Origin of the sequence: Nakamurella antarctica, assembly GCF_003860405.1 — a bacterium.
In the GTDB taxonomy this organism is placed as follows: domain Bacteria; phylum Actinomycetota; class Actinomycetes; order Mycobacteriales; family Nakamurellaceae; genus Nakamurella; species Nakamurella antarctica.
This window is the reverse complement of the sequence record NZ_CP034170.1, coordinates 2,992,713-3,012,855: the sequence shown is the minus strand read 5'-3', so window position 1 is coordinate 3,012,855 and position 20,143 is coordinate 2,992,713. Positions and strand designations below refer to the sequence as shown.

The window sequence follows — 20,143 nt, the reverse complement described above, 5'->3', positions numbered from 1 at the left end:
ATCATGGCTATGACATTGCGGCTGACCGAGGCGGAAACTACAGCTCTGCGGGATCGCGCGACGTTGGAATCGCGATCTATGCAAGAGGTTGCGCGAGAAGCGTTGCGCGAGTACATCGAACGCCACTCGAAAGCTACTCTGCTCGCCCAAGTGATGGATTCGGAACTTCCACGGTTCGCGGAAGCTCTGGAGCGACTCGGCAAGTGATTTTGCTGAGCTTGGAAGACCTTTTGATGATCGCCCGCCGGGTAGTCGGCGGGCAAGTTGCGGTTCGGGACTTCGGCCTTTTGGACTCGGCGGCGGCTCGGCCCTCGGCGACAGTGTTTGGCCAAGATGCCTATCCGTCTATCCACGTGAAGGCCGCAGCGCTGGTTCATTCTGTGGTGTCCCACCATGGACTGGTCGATGGCAATAAACGCTTGGGTCTCGCCGCTGTCATCGTTTTCTATGGGATCAATGGCTACAAGGTGACTGCAACGAACGATGCCGCTTACGAGTTCATCATGCAGATTGCCGATGGCAAGCTTTCTGACGTCGCCAGGATTGCGGAAATTTTGGCGCACTGGGTGGAATAGAGCCCAAGGTGTGTTTGCGGCGGAGCAGGTCGCGCAGATCCGAGCCTGTGGGACCATGTGGGTGGACGGTTTGGGTGGAATCCGGTGCGAATCCGGAGCGGTCTGAGCCACTGTGACCGCGGGCAAGCCCTGCGGGAGTCAGATCTTCGCAAGCCGCCCGCATCAACAACTGCGCGGGCGCGGACACCCGCCGGACTGGAAGGCGTGCATGACGAGCACCTCTGCATCAACAGGTTTCCCGTTTACCGCCATCGTCGGAAGCGAGGATATGGCGCTGGCACTCGCACTGTGCGCCGTGTCGCCTGCTGTAGGCGGGGTGTTGGTCCGGGGGGAAAAGGGCACAGCGAAGTCGACCGCAGTACGGGCGTTGGCGGCGCTGTTGCCTGCTGTCAGTGTGCTTGCGGGTTGCCGTTTCTCGTGCGACCCGAGCGCCCCGGACCCCCGTTGCCCTGACGCCGACAGTCACCAAGCATCTGGCCATACCCGGCCAGCCAGGCTGGTGGAATTGCCCGTCGGCGCCACAGAAGACCGCGTCATCGGCTCTCTTGATCTTCAGCAGGCGCTGGCCACCGGAAGCACGGTGTATGAGCCGGGGCTACTCGCTGCTGCACACCGGGGCTTGCTCTACGTAGACGAGGTGAACCTGCTGCACGATCACCTGGTCGATCTACTGTTGGACGCCGCCGCGATGGGCCGTTCCACTGTGGAACGAGAGGGCGTGTCTGTCGCCCACGCCGCGCGGTTTGTGTTGGTGGGCACCATGAACCCCGAGGAGGGCGAGCTACGTCCGCAACTGCTTGACCGCTTCGGTTTGACGGTCGAAATCTCCGCTCCGCGGGACCCGCAGGTACGCGCCGAGGTGGTGCGTCGACGTCTGGCCTATGACGCGGACCCAGTCGCCTTCACCGATCGCTTTGCTGACATGGAACAGGCTCTCTCGGCGAGAATCATTGCCGCCCAGGCTGCGCTCGCGCACGTCCAGCTCTCCGACGCGGCCATTACAAAGATCGCCGAGGTCTGCGCCGGCTTCGAGGTGGACGGCATGCGAGCCGATATCGTCACCGCCCGGGCCGCCGTCGCGCACGCGGCGTGGCATGGCCGGTTACGGGTGCTTCGCGAGGATATCCGGGCCGCGGCGCGGCTGGCCCTGCCACATCGGCGGCGCCGCAACCCCTTTGACGCCCCCGGGCTCGACGAGAACTTGTTAGACCAGATTCTGGGAGACACAGAGCCCGACCCAGAGCCCGACCCGGAGCCACCAGCCCCCACCCCACCGGACGCCACGGATTCCGGCGACGACAGCGCAGATCAGCAATCTGCAAATGCACCGCAGTCAGGCCCCGCGGACAAGGCTCCGGGGGAACCCGAGGCGAACGATTCAAAGGCTAGCGAAGCCGAATCCGTAGAGCCGGAAGCCGCGGAACCACAGTCGACACCGGCCCCGGCCAACGGCAAGGCGCCGGCCAACACCACCGCATCTGCGGCAGACCCTGTGCGCACCAAGCTGTTCAAGGCTCCGGGCCTGGGTGCGGGCGAGGCTGGGCGACGATCCCGCGCGATCACCACGTTGGGCAGAACCGTGGGGTCCACCCCGACGGCGGGCCATCGCGGACCGGTCCACCTGTTGGCCACCATCCGAGCAGCCGCACCGCATCAGGTGGCTCGCGGCCGGGTGGGGACGGCCTTGATGCTGCGCCCCAACGATTTTCGCCTTGCAGTTCGCGAGGGCCGCGAATCGAACCTCGTGCTGTTCTGCGTCGATGCATCGGGTTCGATGGCGGCGCGGCGCCGGATGGAACAGGTGAAAACCGCGGTGTTGTCGCTGCTGATGGATGCCTACCAGCGACGTGACAAGGTCGGACTGATCACCTTCCGGGGCGACGGCGCGACACTGACCCTGCCGCCGACGTCGTCGGTGGAAGTTGCCGCCCGCCGGTTGCAGGAGCTTCCCGCAGGTGGGCGTACGCCGTTGGCCGAAGGCTTGCTGATGGCGGCCGAAACCCTGCGGCTTGAACGCATTCGGGATCCGAAGCGGCGCGCACTCCTGGTGGTCGTCACCGACGGCCGCGCAACCTTCGGCCCGCGAGCGCTTCCGCGCTCCCTACAAGCTGGCGGGCTGCTTGCAGACTCGCACGTCGCTGGCGTGGTGGTGGATTGCGAGACCGGCCGCTTCCGGATGGGTCTGGCCGCCGGACTTTCGGAGGCAATGCGAGCGCAGTACATCGCGCTCGGCGAGGTCGGTGCCGCTGGTCTCACCGATGTGGTCCGAGCCGCGAGCGCCGCCTGATGCCGCAGGGGGAACCGGTCGCCGTCCCGAATGACGGACTCTCCACCCGTCAGCGGCGCAATCGCCCGCTGCTGATGGTGCACACCGGCGACGGCAAGGGAAAGTCCACCGCAGCTTTCGGTCTCGCGTTGCGTGGGTGGAATCAGGGCTGGTCGGTCGGGGTGTTTCAGTTCGTCAAATCCGCCAAGTGGCGGATCGGCGAGCAAACAGCGGTGGAGACCCTGGCTGAGCTGCATGCCGAAAAGGGCATCGGCGGGCCGATGGAGTGGCACAAGATGGGCTCCGGCTGGTCGTGGTCGCGTCGAGCTGGCAGCGCCGATGACCACCAGGCGGAGGCCGCGGAGGGATGGGCGGAGATCAAGCGGCGTATCCGGGCCCAGACCCACCAGCTCTACGTGCTCGACGAGTTCACCTACCCGATCAACTGGGGTTGGGTCGACATTGACGATGTGGTGGAGACTCTCGCCGGACGGCAGGGCCAGCAACACGTCGTGATCACCGGCCGCAGAGCCGACCCGAAGCTGATCGAGATCGCCGACCTGGTCACCGAGATGACGAAGATCAAGCACCCGATGGATGTGGGTCAAAAGGGCCAACGGGGGATCGAATGGTAGAGCCAGTACGCACCGTGCTACCTCGAGTAGTAATTGCGGCGCCCGCCTCGGGGCATGGGAAGACCACAGTGGCAACGGGTTTGATGGCCGCCTTGGGTCGCACCGGGCTGGTGGTGTCGTGCCACAAAATCGGCCCCGACTACATCGACCCCGGCTACCATTCGCTCGCGACCGGTCGGCCCGGCCGAAACCTCGATGCCCACATGGTCGGCGAATCGCGGCTGGCGCCGTTGCTGCTGCACGGAGCGGCAACCCCGGTACAAGCCGATATCGCCGTCATTGAGGGCGTGATGGGTTTGTACGACGGCGCTATCGGGACCGACGGGTTCTCCTCCACGGCGCACGTGGCGCGGGTGCTGGGTGCCGAGATAATTCTGGTGGTGGACATCTCGTCGGCATCGCGAACGATCGCGGCGATGGTCCACGGGCTGGCCACCTTTGAGCCGGGCATTCGCATTGGCGGCGTCATCCTCAACAAAGCCGGGTCGGTGCGGCATTCCGACGAGGTCACCAGGGCGATGGCTGCTACCGGTATTCCCGTCATCGGAGTGTTGAAGCGTGATGACGGAATCTCCGCGCCCTCACGGCATTTGGGGTTGATCCCGATGGCCGAGCGCGGGGAGGCTGAGTTCGCGCTCGACCTGCTCGCCGCCCAGGTCGCCGCAGGCGTTGATCTGGACGCCGTGCGTGCCATTGCAGGCAGGGCCGCCCTAGTGGAAGCGACGCCGTGGGATCCCGCGGCCGAAATGGCTGCGCTGCAGGTGTATCCAGGTGCGCAAAGGCCGGTGGTAGCTATCGCTGGCGGGCGCGCTTTCACCTTCCGCTACCCGGAGACAGACGAGCTTCTGCGTGCTGCCGGGCTGGATCCTGTCGTGTTCGACCCGATGACGGATACCGAGCTGCCAGCGGGGACGGCGGGTATTTACCTTGGCGGCGGTTTTCCGGAAGTGCACGCCGCAGATCTAGCTGGCAACGCACACATGCGCGAAAACCTGCTGGCAGCAATCAATTCGGGGATGCCGACCGTCGCCGAATGTGCGGGACTGCTGTACTTGTGTCGGAGCTTGGACGGCACGGAGATGGTGGGAGCCGTACCAGCGGACGGCAGGATGAGCCCGAAGCTGACCCTGTCGTACCGGCAGGCGAAAGCCCCGGCGATGAGCGCGCTGGCGCCGTTGGGACTGACCGTGACAGGCCACGAGTTCCACCGCACCATCGTCGAACCGGCGCAGTCGGAAGTGCCCGCGTGGGTGCGCAGCGACGCCGAAATGGGTTTTGCGTTGGACCCAGCTGACACCGGCCGGGCCACAGTGCACGCTTCGTATCTGCACACACACTGGGCGGGATATCCCCAGCTCGCCGCCCAATTCGCCTGCGCCGTCAAGGACTTCGCCCAAGCCCAAGCCCAAGCCCAAGCTGAAACCCAAGCGCACGCTCCCATCGAAGCTTTGCCCAGCCTTTGAGCGACGAAGTGGACCTGTTGCACCACGGCGACCGCGACATCGCCGAGAACTTGGTGGATCTCGCGGTCAACGTCCGGCTATCGGAGCCGCCGCAATGGCTGCAGGATGTGCTGGTCGCGACCGTGGGAGACCTCGCCACCTACCCACAGCCAGAGGCGGCTCGGGCTGCGATCGCCGAGCGGCACCGCAGGCCACTGGATCAGGTGCTGCCCACTTCCGGTGGGGCGGAGGCTTTCACGTTGATTGCTCGCGCTTTCGCGCCGCAGCATGCTGTGGTGGTTCATCCGCAGTTCACCGAGCCGGAGGCGGCGTTGGTGGCCGCGGGGCACCGGGTGGATCGGGTGATTCTGACTGCAGCAAAAGGGTTTCGGCTCGCGGCCACTGATATTCCTGAACCGGCCGACCTGGTCATGATCGGCAACCCCACCAACCCCACGGGCGTGCTGCACCGGGCAGAACTGTTACGTGCTCTCACCCGGCCCGGCCGAACGCTGGTGGTGGACGAAGCGTTTATGGACTCGGTGCCGGGAGAGCGGGAATCCCTTGCGGCGGAGCAGATTCCGGGCCTGCTGGTGCTCAGGTCGTTGACGAAGACGTGGGGTATCGCCGGGCTGCGGGCCGGCTATGTGCTGGGTGAGGCCGCGTTAATCTCAGACCTGGCGAAGCAGCAGCCGCCGTGGTCGGTTTCCACTCCTGCGCTGGCGGCGATGGTGGCGTGCAGCGCCGAGTCTGCGATACGTGAGGCGGCCGCTGCTGTGCCTTACATGCAGGAGATTCGGGATCGGCTGGTCTGTGGCCTCACTGATCTCGGATACGGCGTGGTGGCAAACCCGCAGACACCGTTCGTTGTGGTTGATACGCGCGTGGCCGGTCGAGAGCCGGGCTGGATGCGACTCGCGTTGCGAGAGGCTGGGTTTGCCGTCAGGCGTGGGGAGAGCTTTCCGGGCCTGGGCCCGGACTGGATTCGTATTGCGGTCCGCGATGACGCGGTCATGCGCTCCTTCCTGGCCGCCGTCGAAGCGCTGAAAGTGGCTGTGTGACAAGGATCCATTGGGTGCGACACGGTCAATCCGACTGGAACCTGGCGGGCCGGCTGCAAGGCCAGTCTGACGAGGCACGGCTCACCACCGTGGGACTGCAGCAAGCAGCCGAAGTTGCCGCAGCATTGCAGGTGTACCCGGTGCGCAGGATTATCACCTCCGACCTACAGCGGGCCCAGCAAACGGCGCAGATCATCGGCGCAGCAACCGGTATCGAACCGGAGGCCAACGCGCTGCTGAGAGAGATATGTCTTGGCAGCCTGGAAGGAGGTACCTCGGCGCAGGCGTCTGCCTGGTGGGAGGTAAACGCGTCCAACGGCGCCGACTTCGATCCGAACCTCGCTCCGCCGGGCGGTGAATCGTTCACAGATGCGCTGGGGCGGGTGCGCAAACTCCTGAAAACCCTGTGGCAGGAGGAATCTGACGTGGTTCTGGTGTCCCATGGAGACACCATCCGCGTCGCACTCGCAGACCACGCCGGGGAGCAACTACGTCATATGGCGTGGCGGCCCGTTGGCAATTGCGAGATCAACACTGTGGTGCTGTAATTCCGCGAAGAAGATCAGCCGCCTGCGGCGATCAGTTTTGCGGTAGCGGCCTTCGCGAGTTCCAGCGGGTCGGGCAGGGCGGAGCTGTCGGCACCCGCGGCTGCGATGAAGGTGAAATTAATGATGAGCGGCCCGCTGAGAACAGAAACCAGCACGCCTGTTTCGCCCTCGATGCCAACTGTCCACGTAGTCGCGGAGTCACCGCCGACAGTCGCTGTCACATCCTCAGGTTCGGAGATGGTGACTGCGGTGCTGCCAATTTTGCCGTCCCCGCACGCCAGACCGGCAACCGCATAATCGTAGGCAGCGCTGGCGGTGGCAGCATCGACATAGAGGTTGACGGCTTCCTGAAACTGCACGCTTTGTCCGAGCACCACGTTGGTCCCTGCGCGCAGGACGTTCGGGAATTGTAGAAAGGTGGCTGGTTGGCCGCAGGGCACGTTCACAGATTGCTCTGCCGTCGGTGATGCGTAGTCCCGGATTTCAAACCCGGCGCCTACCTCCTCGGCCGTAAGGAGCGCGGCCTTCAGACGTTTCGTGAAGTCGATGGCTTCGGGTGAATTGGTGTTTACCGTCGCGCTGGGGAAGTTCGATTGCTCGGTAGTGGGGTCGGGTGTGCTGGAGGTGGAGCTGGACGACATCGTGGTGGTGGGTACGGTGGTGGTGGGAACGGTGGTGGTGGGCACGGTGGTGGTCTCTTCGGGCGCGCTGTCCACAGATGTCGTTTCAACCTCAGGCGGTTGAACCATCGTTGAGGTTGCTGATTCAGATCTGCTGGGGGAAGGGGTAGCAGTGGCTCGGCCTTCTTCACTTGAGCTGCAGGAACTGAGCAGAACGACACAGCAGGCGGCCAGGCTGGCACCGGATGTTCTGAGGTTACGCATGGTGCCAGCCTGTCACACCGGGTTTGCTGCAGCTAAAGCGAGGCGACAGGCCGCGAGGGTGGGAGTGCGACGTCGCGAGGTTGCGTCATCGAGTGCACCAAAACCGCGAGAATCACTGTGAGACTAAGCCAGAGAGTTGCTTGCACCGTGATGGATCCGAGCCGGAAGCTCCAGAGCAGATCGCCGGGGAAGCTGGCAGGAACCTCATCAATCACGGGCAGCAGCTTGGCCGTCACCAAGGTCACCGCGGCGAAGCCGGCAATTCCGATCAATGCGGCATTGAACCCACCCAGATGCGCGGCTATCTTGCGGACGATCGCCATTGCCACGACGGCGGCAACAATCGAAACCGCCAACATGATGAAGTACTGGCTGGTCCTCGGGCCGATGGTGTCCGGGTTGCCGACAGCCGGCGGGTTGGGTGGGTACTTCAGATACGGCACGAGGTAGACGGCGACGAAACCGACCGCGCCGACCACCAGGGTGGAGGCTCGAGGCAGCAACCTGCCGACTCGGCCTGCCGCGAAGGCAGCCGCAAGCGCGACAATGCCGCCCAGTGCGGTGCCGAACAGGACAGTAGCCGTCAGGAGGCCCCAGGTGGATTGGGTGGCACGTGATACGACCGCTTCTTCGCCATGGGAGTGGCCAGCGGCGGCCTCGCTACCGTCGTGATGGTCGGAATCGGCATGTTGCGCAGCCGGTGCGGGTGCAGCATCGGTAGTTGAGCCAGCTTCCTCGATCGCAATAGCGGCATCTACCGAAGGCTCGCCAACAAGGTAGGCGACGCCGAACGAGAGGATGCCAGCGATGAAGCCGGCTAGAAGTCCGCGGATCAGAAAATTGCGCGCAGAAAGAACGTTGGTGGCATTCATGTGTGGGTGTCCCGAATCTGTTGCTGGGTCAGCGATTCGGTCAGTGGCAGGGGAAGCCGAGCAAGTGGCGGCCGTCGTGGACCCATTCGTGAATGTCGGTACCTGCGAACAGTGAGGTTGCGCCCTGTTCGGCGCCGACGAAGTAGACGATGATCATGGCGAGTAGTCCGAAGAAGAATGCCCACGGCAGCAATTCGCGCACCGGGATACTGGGAATCGCGACGGCGGGTAGTCCCGGAGCTGCGGTGAGGGCCTGTGACATCTGTGAAACCTCCTGTGGGATTAAGCGTCCCGTATGTGGAGCGGAAGTTCGTGAACAAGGGTCTGACTCGAATCAAAACCAATCAATGATCAGCATTGACCCGTGACCCGCATTGATTCACACAGTGGCGCTACCGTGCCGGATTCTCGCCGGCTTCCTCGAGCAGAACTATAACTGTTCGAACTTATCCCTACCCGGTCGGTAGGGTCAATCGTTTCAGGCTCAGAGGAAAGGCGCGCATGACGGTGAAGCTGCAGTTTGTGGCCCACGCGGCCACCTCGGCGACTACGAGAATGGCCTTTCCGGCTGGGGAAAGCCTCGCGCGGCCCGAGTTGTTAGAGGGGTTCGGCATCCGGGCGTTGACTGCTGTGTGCGGACCGGAACCTGCAAACGTACAGACCTCGAAGGGGCTTGGTCTGCAGCCGCGAGTAACGACCGAATTGGCAGACTTGCAAGCGGGTACCTGGGCTGGCCAAGCGTGGGAAGATCTGCCGCTGGAATTGCTTGGCCCGTTTCTGGCTGGCGAAACCCCTGCGCCCCAGGGTGAGTCGCTTCCGGATGTAGTTGCGAGGGTCGGCAGCTGGCTGGGAGAGCAGCAGTGGGGGGAGGGCCGGACCGTGGTTGTGGCGTCTGCCATGGTCGTTCGGGCTTCGTTGGTGGCGCTGCTGGAGATGCCGATGACGCTCTTCCATCGCCTCGACGTTGGGCCCTTGACGACCGCTGTGCTGAGCGGCAAGAACGGACGATGGAACTTGCAGAGCCTCGGACCGCTGTCGGCAGGTCGACTATCCTCAGCGCGGTGACTTCTTCTTGGGCTGTGCCCGCCATTGATCGCCCATCGGCACAAGCCGCCAAGGCCGCGCGAACCCGCATCGATGCCTTGGCCAAACCGTTGGGGGCCTTGGGCGATCTCGAAGGGATTGCTGTCTGGCTCGCCGGATGTCAGGACCACAACCCGCCGACAGCGCCGCACCAGGCACGTGCTGTCGTGTTTGCCGGCGACCACGGCATTTCCCAGTTCGGGGTTTCGGCCTACCCACGCGAGGTTACACCCGCCATGGTGCGAACCATTGCTGCTGGGAAAGCGGGCATCTCCGTTCTGTGCGCAGCCAACGATATCGCCCTCCGGGTACTTGACGTTGCCGTTGACGACGACCTCGATGGCGTTGATCCCGCGATTGTTGTTCATAAAGTGCGTCGATCTAGTGGCCCCATCCACCTCGAAAACGCTTGCAGCACTAGCGAAATCGTGCTCGCTCTGGAGGTCGGCGCCAAGGTCGCGCTGGAAGAGATCGCCGCCGGCGCAGACCTGTTGATAGTGGGTGATTTGGGGATCGGCAACACCACGGTCGCGGCGACCCTGATCGCGGCGCTTCTCGAACTGCCTGCGGCGCAGGTGGTAGGCCGGGGCACCGGGATTGATGATGCCGCGCTGGCGGCCAAGTCCGTTCTGATAAACCAAGCGCTGGAACGGGTTTCAGATCACGACCTGACGCCGATAGAACTGCTCGCGGCCGTGGGCAGCGCCGACATAGCCGCAGGGGTCGGATTTATGCTGACCGCGGCTGCGTGCAGGGTGCCCGTGCTGCTCGACGGGATCGTTTCGGTAGCCGAAGCGCTGGTGGCCCAGGCCTTCTCGGCCAATTGTGTTGCCTGGTTCGCCGCGGGGCACCGCTCCACGGAGCCCGCGCAGCAGTTGGCGCTCGAAGCTTTGGAATTGCAGCCACTATTGGATCTGAAGATGCGGCTGGGGGAGGGTACGGGCGCCGTCGCCGCAGTGCCTTTGGTGCGGGCGGCCGCTCGGCTTGCCGGCGATATGGCGCTGCTTGCGGACTTGGCACCGTGACGGGTCGCCCTATGAGGACCACCTGATGGGAACCACTTGATGGAGGACGACCTGATGGAGGAGAGCGAGCCGAAAGGCTGGTTGAAGAACGGGCTTGCCATGGCTGTCGGCACTTTGACGGCCGTCCCGGTCCGGGGCCCCAGTACCATCGATCGTTCGACGGCTCGCGCCGCGATGGTGTTGGCTCCCTTCGCGTCCGCTCTCATTGCGGTGCCTGCTGGGATTGTTGCGTACCTGGGTGGCCTGGCTCATTTGCCGTCATTGCTGGTGGCATTTCTTGTTGTGGGGACGGTGGCGTTGGGGAGCCGAGGCCTGCATTTGGACGGCCTTGCGGACACTGCAGACGGACTCTCCGCGTCGTATGACCGCGAGCGGGCGCTGGAGATTATGCGCAGAGGCGACACTGGTCCGATGGGCGCTGCAACTGTGGTGATCGTGCTCGGAATCCAGGTGAGTTCCCTCGCTGCGGTGCTGCTCCTGCCGTGGGCGCCGGTGCTGGTGGGTGTCGTGATCTGTGTGTCCCGAATGGCGCTCTGGTTCACGTGCGCCGTGGGGGTTCCGGCTGCCAGGCCCGGAGGTCTCGGCGCTGTGGTTGCTGGCGTCGTGCCGAAAGCTGTTGCAGCGTTTGGGTTTGTAGTCGCCGTTGGCCTCATATGCGCGACGATGATCCCGACTGGGCGCCCGTGGTGGCAGGGCGCACTCGCCGTGGTTATCGCTTCGCTGGCGGTGGCGGCGCTGACGGGGCGCTGCGTAAAGAGGTTCGGCGGGATCACCGGCGATGTTCTCGGCGCCAGCATCGAAACCGCGCTAGCTAGTTTGTTGGTGGTAGCGGCGGCGGGGTTTTGATAGTTGCTGTGCGTGATTCGGCGGCTGAGGTTTTGAGCACGACCGGCCCGTGCCCCCCTGGGACCCAGGGGGCAAAGGCAGGTGTCTCGTAAGTGAAGAATGCATGGAGCTTTCGACGCACAACGCTTAACTGGTGGAAGGGGTAGCGCCAAAGGTGCGCTACATTCACAAGCAATTCCCATTTGATTCGTCTGTATGCGTCTCTTCGGGGTGAAAATCACTCGACTAATGAGGCGATCATGCGTCAGTTCTTACTGGGTGTCACCAGTGTGTTGATGGTTCTTTTTGCGTTACCAGTGAGCACTGCTGTCGCAGATACGCCTATCGCTGCCTCAGCGAGATCTCCTTTGGGCGTCTCTGCAGCGCTTGGTGATGTGTCGGTGTCGTGTGTGGGGGTGGATGCCACAAAGTGCGATTCTGATGGTGATCGGATCACTGATGTTGTTGAGCGTCAGGTGTGCGGTACTGCGACGTGTTTGACGCCGGGGCAGGACAGTGATGGGGATGGTGTTCCTGATTGGGTGGAGCTGCGGGCGTGCGGCACGGCGGTATGTGCTGACCCGAAGGCTGACGCTGACGCCGATGGCATTCCTGATTATGTGGAACAGATCATCTGTGGGAGCGCTAGTTGTGAGGACGGTTCCGCTGACGCTGACGCCGACGGTATCCCCGATTGGGTGGAGGTGTTGATCTGCGGCGACGTGACTTGCGCTGTGGGGTCTGAGGACTTCAACGCCGACGGTGTTTCGGATGCTAAGCAGCTGAAAAAACTGTTTGATGACACCGCTGCAGCGGCCGCGGCTGCTGCCGCCGCGCAGGCTAGCCGTGACGCGCAGGCTAGCCGTGGTGCGGGTGGTGGTGTTGCTGCCAGCGGCGGCGGTGTGGTGAGACCTGTGGGTGTGTTTGCGGTTCCGGTGGGGGTGCGTTGCCGGTGACGGGTGTGAATGTGGCGGTGTGGGTGGTTTTGGCTGGGGTGCTGTTGTTGCTGGGTGCTGGGTTGTTGGCGGTGTCTCGGCGCCGCCGGCCCGACGGTGGGCCAAACGGCTCTGCGGGTGCTGGTGCTGGTTCTGCGTCTTCTGATGAAATGGGTTCGATCTGATGCGGGCAGCTTCGGGGTTTGTGGGTGCTCGTGTGCGTGTGGGTGGGATGCGCGGTGTGTTGGCGGGGGTGATTGCCGCAGCGTTGGTGGTTTCTGCTGTCGCTCCGGCGCAGGCGTTCCCCATTCCGGTCGTTGATTACGCCGGTATCGCAGCCCAAGCCGTGAAGGAACGGACAGCGGCGGCGGGTGTGGTGACGCTGGCGAAGGTGCGGGCCGCGGCGGCTGCGAACATCCGTTCTGCCCCGCTGATCCGGCTGGCACCGACCCCACTGGCACCGGTCCTGCTGGTACGGATCCTGCAACCCTCGGCAGTTCCGGTAGCTCTGGCACAGGCGGTGTGGGTGGGGATGTTGTTGTTGGTTCCGGTCGGGTCACCCCGGGGTCTGGTGACATGGTGTCTGCTGATGCGGTGGGTGCGTCGATCGTTTTTGGTGGTGAGAAAACCGCAGGTGTGTTGGCCGTTGATGTTGCGCAGTTACCGGTGACGGTTTCTGAGGCTGCGGCTATTGCGGTGGATGGTGTTGCGGTGTCAGCGCCGGTGGAAGTTACTGCCACTGATAGTGCTGGGGTGGGGGTGACGCGGTTTGAGGCTGCGGTGACGACGGTGAAAGTCCCTGACGGCCCGGTGATTGTGACGTCGGTGGACCCAGGTGTCACTGTCACCTTCGACGTGGATAAAACACAGTTGGCCGCGGCTGGGGTGGACCCGGCCACGGTGAAGATCTTCACCCGCGAAAACACCGGCGACCCGTGGATTGCGTTGGCGTCCCGGTTTGATGCGGGGTCGGGGGCTGCGGGGTCGGGCAGGGTGGTGGGGGAGTCTGCGCATTTGTCGCAGTTCGTGGTGATCGGTTTCCCGTTCGTTGCCCCTGTTGGGCCGTCGATTGTGTTGGACCCTGATGATGGTGTGGCGAACACGACTTCACCGGGTGTGGTGGCGTCGGAGTTGCCTTACAACATTGCGTTGTCCAAGGCCGTGCAGGTGTTGTTGGAGCAGCAGTGTTTAGCGACGGTGACGCTCACCCGCGATGACCCGAACACGAGGGTGGTGTCGGAGTCGATGCGGGCGGCTACTGCGGCGGCGGCGAATCCGGCTTTGACCGCCACGATCGCTTTCGACGCCCCGGAGGGGCATGCCTGGGGCACCAATCCGTCGCAGGGTGGGACGAAGGTTTTCAACTTCAATCGCCCCGCTGATGACGCGTTGGCCGGGAACATCATCGCTGGTCTGCCCACATACACGGGTCGCCCGGCCCAGAAGTGGAACGCCCTACCTAATGGGGTGCCGCATGCGGCGTTTGCGAATATTGCTGGCGCTTACACGCACCTTGAGGTGTTGAACTTGGACAACAACTACGACTGGGCGGTCATCCACGACGGGTTCCAATCGATCGCCAACGGTTTGTTCGCCTCGTTCGCGCAGTACTTGACGGGGGCGGGGTTTGATTGCGGCACCCCCGCCACCACTGGTTGGCCGGCCCCACCCTCGGATGCCGAGAAAGCCCGGTGGCGGCAGCTGGGTGTGCACAACTATCAAACGTATGGGGCCGAGCCGGTGGCGTTCACCACCGGGAACCTGATTGAGCAGCTGCCCATCTACAGCCTGCCCGGTGACAGCGGGGTGGATGTGGGGTTGACGTATAACTCCCAAGACGGCCGCCTCACCCGAAACGGCGCCGGGTGGTCGATGGGGCCGGGCGCGCATGTGCAGCGGTTCATCGACGGGTCGGTGATGATGGCCGGTGGCGACGGCGCGTCCTACGTCTTCAACCCTGATGGGGCTGGTGGTTTCACCTCGGACCCAGGGGCGAACCTTGCCTTGGCTGATACTGGCAGCGGCCGGTTAACGATGACGTCCCCGGATGGGCGGACGTGGGTTTTTGATGCCGCAGGTGTGGAAGGCATCGGGCAGCTCGCCTCATACATTGATGCCCGCGGTCACGGCTACACCCTGCAATACGGCGCCCCTTCGGCGAACGCCCAGTTCCTACCCCTAGCTTCGATCACTGACACCAACGGTCAAGTCATCACCGTCGGCTCCGACGACGCCGGTCACATCACCTCATACACGGTGCCGGGCGGGCGGGTGTGGGGTTTCACCTACAACGCGGGTGACCTCACATCCATCACCTACCCGGACGGTGGGGTGCGAACCTTCACCTACGACGGCGCCCACCAGTTGCTGACAGCCACCGACCCCCTAAATGTGCTGTATTTGGTGAACACCTACGACACCGCGGGTCGGGTCGTGGAACAACGCGACGCCCAAAACAACATCCGCCGCTTCACCTACAACGCTGGCAGCACCGTTTACACCGACAACGAAGGCAACAACACCACCTACGAATTCGACACCGCCTCCCGAGTCACCGCCATTGTCGATGCTGCTGGCGGGGTGAAACGTTTCGCCTACGACGGCGCCAACAATGTGGTGGCCTCCACCGACCAGTTGGGCCGGACCTGGAATTACACCTTCGACACCGCCGGAAACACCACCAGCATCACCCAACCCGACGGCACAGTCACGTCGTTTACGTACTCCCAGACTGGGACGGTTACTTCCAGCACTGACACCGGCGGGGTGGGCGGCGCCACCCGGACCACCACCTTCGATGTCACCTCGCAGGGTTTGGTCACCGGTGCGCATCTGCCGGATGGGTCCACAACTGCGGCGACGTTCGATGCGGCGGGGAACGTCCTGTCTCAAACTAATCCGGGTGGGGAAACCACCCTGTATGCGTGGAATTCGGTGGGGCAGTTAACGTCCAGCACCGACCCCGCCGGGAACATCACCACCCTTGGCTATGACAACGCCGGTCAAGCCGTGAGTACCACGGATGCGGCGGGGAACACGTCCACCTTCGGCTACGACCCCGCCGGGAACCTGTCCACAGTCACTGACCCGGCGGGGGCAGTCACCTCATACACGTATGACCGCAACGGTCATGTCCTGACCTCCACCGACCCAGCGGGCGCAGTCACTTCTTACGTGTGGGACGTGCTGTTCCGGATGGCTTCCGTCACCGACCCCACCGGCGCGGTGACCGGGTTTGAATACAACACCGAAGACAATTTGACCGCGACCACTGATCCGATGGGTGCGGTTACCAAATACACCCGGGATCAGCTGTATCGGGTGGTGGGTGTCACCGACCCGAACGGCAACACCTGGGGCACCGGGTTCGATGCCACCGGGCAAGTCACCAGCAGCACGGATCCGTTGGGTGCGGTGTCCACCAACACTGTGGACGCCAACGGCCGCGTCATCACAGTGACCGACCCCCGGGGTGGGGTGTGGACCACCGAATACGACAATGTCGGCCGGGTTATTGCTTCCACCGACGCCGCCGGTGGTGTCACCGGTTACATCTACGACGTGCTGGGCCGGGTGGTGAAAACCATCGACGCTGTCGGGTCGGAAATCGTTTACACCTACACAGTGAACGGGCAAATCGCCTCGGTCACAGACCCCGATGGTCGGGTCACCACCAACACCTACACCCCCACCGGGCAAGTGAAGACGGTCACGGACCCGGCGGGGCAGGTCACTTCTTACACCTACGACACCCGCGGCCACCTCGTCGCTGTGACGGATGCGTTGGGTGCGGTGAACACCTTCACCTACGACACCGCCGGCCGATTAACGTCATCGACGGATCCGTTGGGGCGCACCAGCACCCAAACCCTCGACTCCAGGGGCCTCGTCACCGGGGCGAGCGACCCCGCTGGGAACACCACCACCTTCACCTACGACGGAGCGGGTCGGGCCCTCACGGCCACCGACCCCCTCGGCGCGGTAACAGCGCAAACCCTGGACCCCGCCGGGAGGGTCACCACTGTTACTGACCCGATGGGAGCCGTCACCACCACTGGGTTCGACCCAGCTGGGCAACCCGTCACCGTCACCGACCCCGCCGGGACCGTCACCACATTCGGGTACGACCCGGTCGGGCAACTCACCACACTCATCGAAGCAGCAACCCCCACCGGCATTGCGGGGGCGGCCGCGAATGTGACCACCACATACGGGTACGACAAAATTGGGAACCGCACCTCGGTTACTGACCCGAACGGCAACACCACCACCACCAACTTCGATGCCCTGTCCCGACCCACCCAGGTGAGGAACGCCGCTGGTGTTGTCACCACCAAAAACACTTTCGACCCGGTCGGGGAAGTGCTGGTTTCGGTGGATGGCAATGGGGACACCACCACCAACACCTACACCCCTGCCGGACTGCGCACCCAGCAAAAGTTCGCCAACACCGGCGCCGCACCTGGACAGGCCCCGGCACCTGATACGACGGTGGGGTGGGAGTTCGATGCAGTAGGTCGACCCATCGCGATGACCGACAGTGTCGGTGTCACCGGCTGGACCTACGACCCCACTGGGCAGCTCCTCACCGAAACTAACCCCACCGGCGCCACCATCACCCACGCCTACAACAAAGCTGGCCAACAAACCGCCTTGACCTACCCCACCGGTGAAACCCTCACCACCACCTTCGACGCGGCTGGGTTGCCGGTGGCGCAGAAGTCGCCGTTTGGGGAGTTGAAATACGCCTTCGACAAAGCTGGGCGCTTGGTGTCGCAGGATCGGTCGAATGGGGTGAACACCACCTTCGGGTATGACAAAGCTGGTCGGGTCACCACCATCACCCACCAACTCCCCACCGACCCCACCCCCACACCGTTGGGCCCTGTGGTCCCCGGCAGCGGCGGGAACCCAGCTGGTGGGATCGCCCCCGGTGACTACCTAGCCGGGTGGGATGTTCCGACCGCGCAAGGGCAGGTACCGGCGGGCGGCAAAATTGTTCTCGGCTACGGGTATGACACCCGCAGCAACGTCACCACCGAAACCAATACCGTCACCACCAGCGGCATCGACCCTCGGGCTGGGCTGGCCGCTTTGCTCACGCCCACGACTGTCGCCGGGGTCGCCGCAGGCCCAGCGAAACCAGTCACGTCCAACACCCAAACCCACACCTACGACCCCCTCAACCGGCTCACCGCAACAACCACCACCAACACAGGTGCTGGCGCAACGACAGGCGCAACGGGAGCAGATGCTGGCGGAGCAGGTGCTGGCGGAGCTGCAGCAGCCGGTGCGGGTGGGGATGGGGCGTCCACCTATGGGTATGACGCGGCCGGGAACCGGGTTTCCGCAGTCACCACCGGCGCCGACCCCACCACCACCAACGCGACGTTCAACAACTTGAATCAAATCATTTCCGCCACCGGCACCCACACCGCCGCCTACAGCTACGACGGGGTTGGGCAACGCACCACCGAAACCGTCGACGGATCCACCACCAACTACGGGTGGTCCCCGCAAAACCGGCTCACCCACATCACCAGAGACGGCCGCACCACCGACAACACCTACGACGGCATCGGCCGCCTCCAAACCAGCACCGACACCACCACCACCGGCAGCACAGGTAACGCCAGCAGCGGCGCGGGTGGCGGCAATGCGGGGAGCCCTGTGGGGCAACCCACTGTGACTTCCAGTGTCTGGGACGGCCTGAGTGTCCTGTCGCAAACCAACCCCGCCTCCGGAACCACCAACATGGTTCGGGATATCACCGGCAACGTCGCTATCCAAGCCTCCACCCTCACCACCCCAGGCACCGGGGTGCGGTGGAACCTCACCGATGCCCAAGGCTCACCCATCGCCCAAACAATCGGCGCAACTGTCACCGAACAAGCCACCTACGGTGACTATGGGAATCAGACGTTCAACACCCCTGGGTGGAATGCAAGGGTTGGGTTCGGCGGCGAGATCACTGATCCCACCATCCATTTGAGCTCCTATTACGCCCGCCAATACGACCCCGTCACCGCGACCTGGCTCAGCCCGGACCCCTACCAGGGGTCAGTGTTCGCGTCGCAATCCCAAAACAGGTACGCATTCGTCGCAGGCAACCCCACTACGAACACGGACTACCTCGGTTACTGCCCACTCAATTCCAGCGACTTCACAGGCGGCCCCCGCTGCGGAGGCCAACCCAAACCCGTCAGACACACAGCGCTCCTCAGAGACCCCCAGTCAGCCGGAGACCTCTCATCAGTAAGAATCACACCACCGCTGGTGTCCGACAACATCGTTGTAGGCGCAAAGAGCGCCTCCAAAATTCGTTCGAGTAGCCCCAGTAAAGTCCCCGCGGTTACCTCCCCAGCAGGTGGAAATGCACCAGTCAAGGCGGGTGACGTCTCAGTCACCCACCCATTTCCACAAGACAAATACAACAAATGGGTGGCTAAGTTCGCACTCGACACCAGGCTCAGTGGGCAGGAACTTTGGCGCCTATTTATAGGCTGCCAAAGTTGGTCGTGTTACTCGGATGCTGTCGTCAAATATGATTTGCAGCGGGAAGCCTGGGGGGCTCAGGTCTCGGTGGTAGCAAATTTCGCAAGCGACCTAGACCCGCTCGTCAACGCAGTCCTCACCATTGCTGTTGTAACTACTTCAGGGGCCCTTGCATCGGCGACCTGCACCTTTGCAACAGCTGGAACAATGGTCGTTGGGTGCGTAGTCCTAGCAAGCGCCACCGCCACTTGGTCCGGCAGCGCATACAACGGTGCCAGCGTCAGAGATCAAGTGATAGCCGCCGCGGAAGGTGCCGGCTTCGGCCTCGCGGCCGGATTCATCATCAAATATGCAAGCTCAGCAGGGAAAGCCGTATCTGCTCGCGCGCCGATCCCTGCCGAATCAAAGGCCGTGATCGATAGCATCCGAACCAACGGCGTGATTTGGCAATCAGGCGTTAAGGGTCCATCCGTTCCCAAGATTTTCCAAAATGATGGCCGGTCAGGCAGCAGCATTCTCCCTCAAACAGATGCCAACGGCTCAAAGATCACCTACCGCGAGTGGGGCACGGTACCGGCAACGGGTAACATTAATGCCGGAGGAGAACGGATCGTCACTGGTTCGGATGGATCATATTATTACTCGCCTGACCACTACAAAAGCTTCGTGAGGGTTCCATGATGGCTGACTATAATTTGAAGGATCGCAGTGGCCCTTGGGTTCACTTTCTCGATCAGCAAAAGGCGCACCTGCCCGTAGTTACCGACAAGCTCGGAATAACTATCAAAATTGATGGGAAGGACATGAAAAATCTCGATTCACTATTTGCGCGATATGCCGAGATTTTTAGATTTCCTTCCTACTTTGGAGGAAACTGGCCGGCTTTTAATGAATGCATTACTGACCTCTCCGATCTACCGGCAAAAGCCTACCTAACTATAATTACCGAAGCGGATTGTGTTCTTCAATCTGAACCAGCTGAATTGCCCACCTTCATCAAACACCTACAAATTGCAGGCCACTCCTGGGCTAACTCTTTTGGCAAAGGCCCTGAATGGGGGAGCGGTGAAGTACCATTCAACACTGTATTTTCGGGCAATCAAGGCCCTTTATTTACTCTATTACAACATTTTTAGTTCCATTGATGCCAAGGTAGCGAGCGGGAACTGGTAATGACTACCTCAGACTTACCGAAAATGTTCTTTTTCATTCGCAATCTGGCACTTCGAAACGCCCGATTATGTAGTTGCGATGGTTAAGCGGGAAGGTCATCAAGAAAATCAATTCCTAGGTGCTCATGTAAATTGTTTAAATCGCGTGGCTTACGATCATTCAATAGTTTATTTGGACCTACTTTGAGACTGCTGATGGCGCACGTCGATAACCATCGACTGCCCCGGGGCGGGGGGGTGAGCGGGGGTACGGGTTAGCCTCGATCTTTCATGGGGTGGTTGGGGTTTCTTGGTTGAAGAGGTTTTTGGTCGTTTTGGGGTCTCG

Annotated in this window: 18 protein-coding genes; 15 read left to right on the top strand and 3 right to left on the bottom strand. The window is 62.7% G+C overall.

The annotated features are described in order from the left end of the window. Positions 1-9: 9 nt before the first annotated feature. The 7 genes from EH165_RS13535 to EH165_RS13510 all read left to right on the top strand — a co-directional run bounded on the left by EH165_RS13535 (position 10) and on the right by EH165_RS13510 (position 6,527). Positions 10-207 carry a hypothetical protein gene (locus tag EH165_RS13535; RefSeq protein ID WP_124800524.1) on the top strand — a complete coding sequence of 66 codons (198 nt, stop codon included), beginning with the start codon at positions 10-12 and terminating at the stop codon, positions 205-207. Continuing rightward, positions 204-575 (top strand): type II toxin-antitoxin system death-on-curing family toxin, encoded by a 372-nt coding sequence (locus tag EH165_RS13530; protein WP_124799920.1) that lies wholly within the window; start codon positions 204-206, stop codon positions 573-575. Before EH165_RS13535 ends, EH165_RS13530 begins: the two co-directional genes overlap by 4 nt. A gap of 208 nt (positions 576-783) precedes the next feature. After that, complete coding sequence (locus EH165_RS13525) at positions 784-2,862, top strand: putative cobaltochelatase (RefSeq protein ID WP_124799919.1); 2,079 nt, start codon at positions 784-786, stop codon at positions 2,860-2,862. Beyond that, on the top strand, positions 2,862-3,476 hold the full coding sequence (gene cobO, locus EH165_RS13520; protein WP_124799918.1) for a cob(I)yrinic acid a,c-diamide adenosyltransferase: 615 nt from the start codon (positions 2,862-2,864) through the stop codon (positions 3,474-3,476). Before EH165_RS13525 ends, cobO begins: the two co-directional genes overlap by 1 nt. Then, a complete protein-coding gene (locus EH165_RS15875) occupies positions 3,470-4,939 on the top strand; it encodes a cobyrinic acid a,c-diamide synthase CobB (RefSeq protein ID WP_206425967.1) in 1,470 nt (489 codons plus the stop codon). Before cobO ends, EH165_RS15875 begins: the two co-directional genes overlap by 7 nt. Further along, complete coding sequence (gene cobC, locus EH165_RS15870) at positions 4,936-5,979, top strand: Rv2231c family histidinol phosphate aminotransferase CobC (RefSeq protein ID WP_206425966.1); 1,044 nt, start codon at positions 4,936-4,938, stop codon at positions 5,977-5,979. Before EH165_RS15875 ends, cobC begins: the two co-directional genes overlap by 4 nt. 14 nt (positions 5,980-5,993) lie before the next feature. Next, positions 5,994-6,527, top strand: a complete 534-nt coding sequence (locus EH165_RS13510) for a histidine phosphatase family protein (protein WP_164479241.1) — start codon at positions 5,994-5,996, stop codon at positions 6,525-6,527. A gap of 14 nt (positions 6,528-6,541) precedes the next feature. Here the strand turns inward: EH165_RS13510 and EH165_RS15515 are convergent, their stop codons facing one another. The 3 genes from EH165_RS15515 to EH165_RS13495 form a co-directional block, all read right to left on the bottom strand. Continuing rightward, positions 6,542-7,276, bottom strand: coding sequence for a hypothetical protein (locus EH165_RS15515; RefSeq protein WP_164479240.1), 735 nt, complete (start codon positions 7,274-7,276; stop codon positions 6,542-6,544). 167 nt (positions 7,277-7,443) lie between these two features. After that, positions 7,444-8,283: a CbtA family protein gene (locus tag EH165_RS13500; RefSeq protein WP_124799915.1), complete on the bottom strand. Its 840-nt coding sequence runs from the start codon at positions 8,281-8,283 to the stop codon at positions 7,444-7,446. A gap of 40 nt (positions 8,284-8,323) precedes the next feature. After that, positions 8,324-8,545, bottom strand: a complete 222-nt coding sequence (locus EH165_RS13495) for a CbtB domain-containing protein (protein ID WP_124799914.1) — start codon at positions 8,543-8,545, stop codon at positions 8,324-8,326. 239 nt (positions 8,546-8,784) lie between these two features. Between EH165_RS13495 and EH165_RS13490 the strand changes: the two genes are divergently transcribed. The 8 genes from EH165_RS13490 (at position 8,785) to EH165_RS13455 (ending at position 19,782) form a co-directional block, all read left to right on the top strand. After that, complete coding sequence (locus EH165_RS13490) at positions 8,785-9,348, top strand: histidine phosphatase family protein (RefSeq protein WP_124799913.1); 564 nt, start codon at positions 8,785-8,787, stop codon at positions 9,346-9,348. After that, positions 9,345-10,391, top strand: coding sequence for a nicotinate-nucleotide--dimethylbenzimidazole phosphoribosyltransferase (gene cobT, locus EH165_RS13485; RefSeq protein ID WP_239020583.1), 1,047 nt, complete (start codon positions 9,345-9,347; stop codon positions 10,389-10,391). The genes EH165_RS13490 and cobT overlap by 4 nt, the downstream gene beginning before the upstream one ends. 39 nt (positions 10,392-10,430) lie before the next feature. Next, positions 10,431-11,237: an adenosylcobinamide-GDP ribazoletransferase gene (locus EH165_RS13480; RefSeq protein ID WP_239020582.1), complete on the top strand. Its 807-nt coding sequence runs from the start codon at positions 10,431-10,433 to the stop codon at positions 11,235-11,237. 239 nt (positions 11,238-11,476) lie between these two features. Beyond that, complete coding sequence (locus EH165_RS13475) at positions 11,477-12,172, top strand: hypothetical protein (protein ID WP_124799911.1); 696 nt, start codon at positions 11,477-11,479, stop codon at positions 12,170-12,172. After that, positions 12,169-12,336, top strand: a complete 168-nt coding sequence (locus EH165_RS13470) for an LPXTG cell wall anchor domain-containing protein (RefSeq protein WP_164479239.1) — start codon at positions 12,169-12,171, stop codon at positions 12,334-12,336. The genes EH165_RS13475 and EH165_RS13470 overlap by 4 nt, the downstream gene beginning before the upstream one ends. After that, positions 12,336-12,821: a hypothetical protein gene (locus EH165_RS13465; RefSeq protein WP_124799909.1), complete on the top strand. Its 486-nt coding sequence runs from the start codon at positions 12,336-12,338 to the stop codon at positions 12,819-12,821. Before EH165_RS13470 ends, EH165_RS13465 begins: the two co-directional genes overlap by 1 nt. Continuing rightward, the gene (locus tag EH165_RS13460) at positions 12,728-19,327 is read left to right on the top strand and encodes an RHS repeat-associated core domain-containing protein (protein ID WP_124799908.1); all 6,600 of its coding nucleotides are present in this window, start codon (positions 12,728-12,730) and stop codon (positions 19,325-19,327) included. Before EH165_RS13465 ends, EH165_RS13460 begins: the two co-directional genes overlap by 94 nt. Then, positions 19,327-19,782 carry a barstar family protein gene (locus EH165_RS13455; protein ID WP_164479238.1) on the top strand — a complete coding sequence of 152 codons (456 nt, stop codon included), beginning with the start codon at positions 19,327-19,329 and terminating at the stop codon, positions 19,780-19,782. The genes EH165_RS13460 and EH165_RS13455 overlap by 1 nt, the downstream gene beginning before the upstream one ends. Positions 19,783-20,143: the final 361 nt, after the last annotated feature.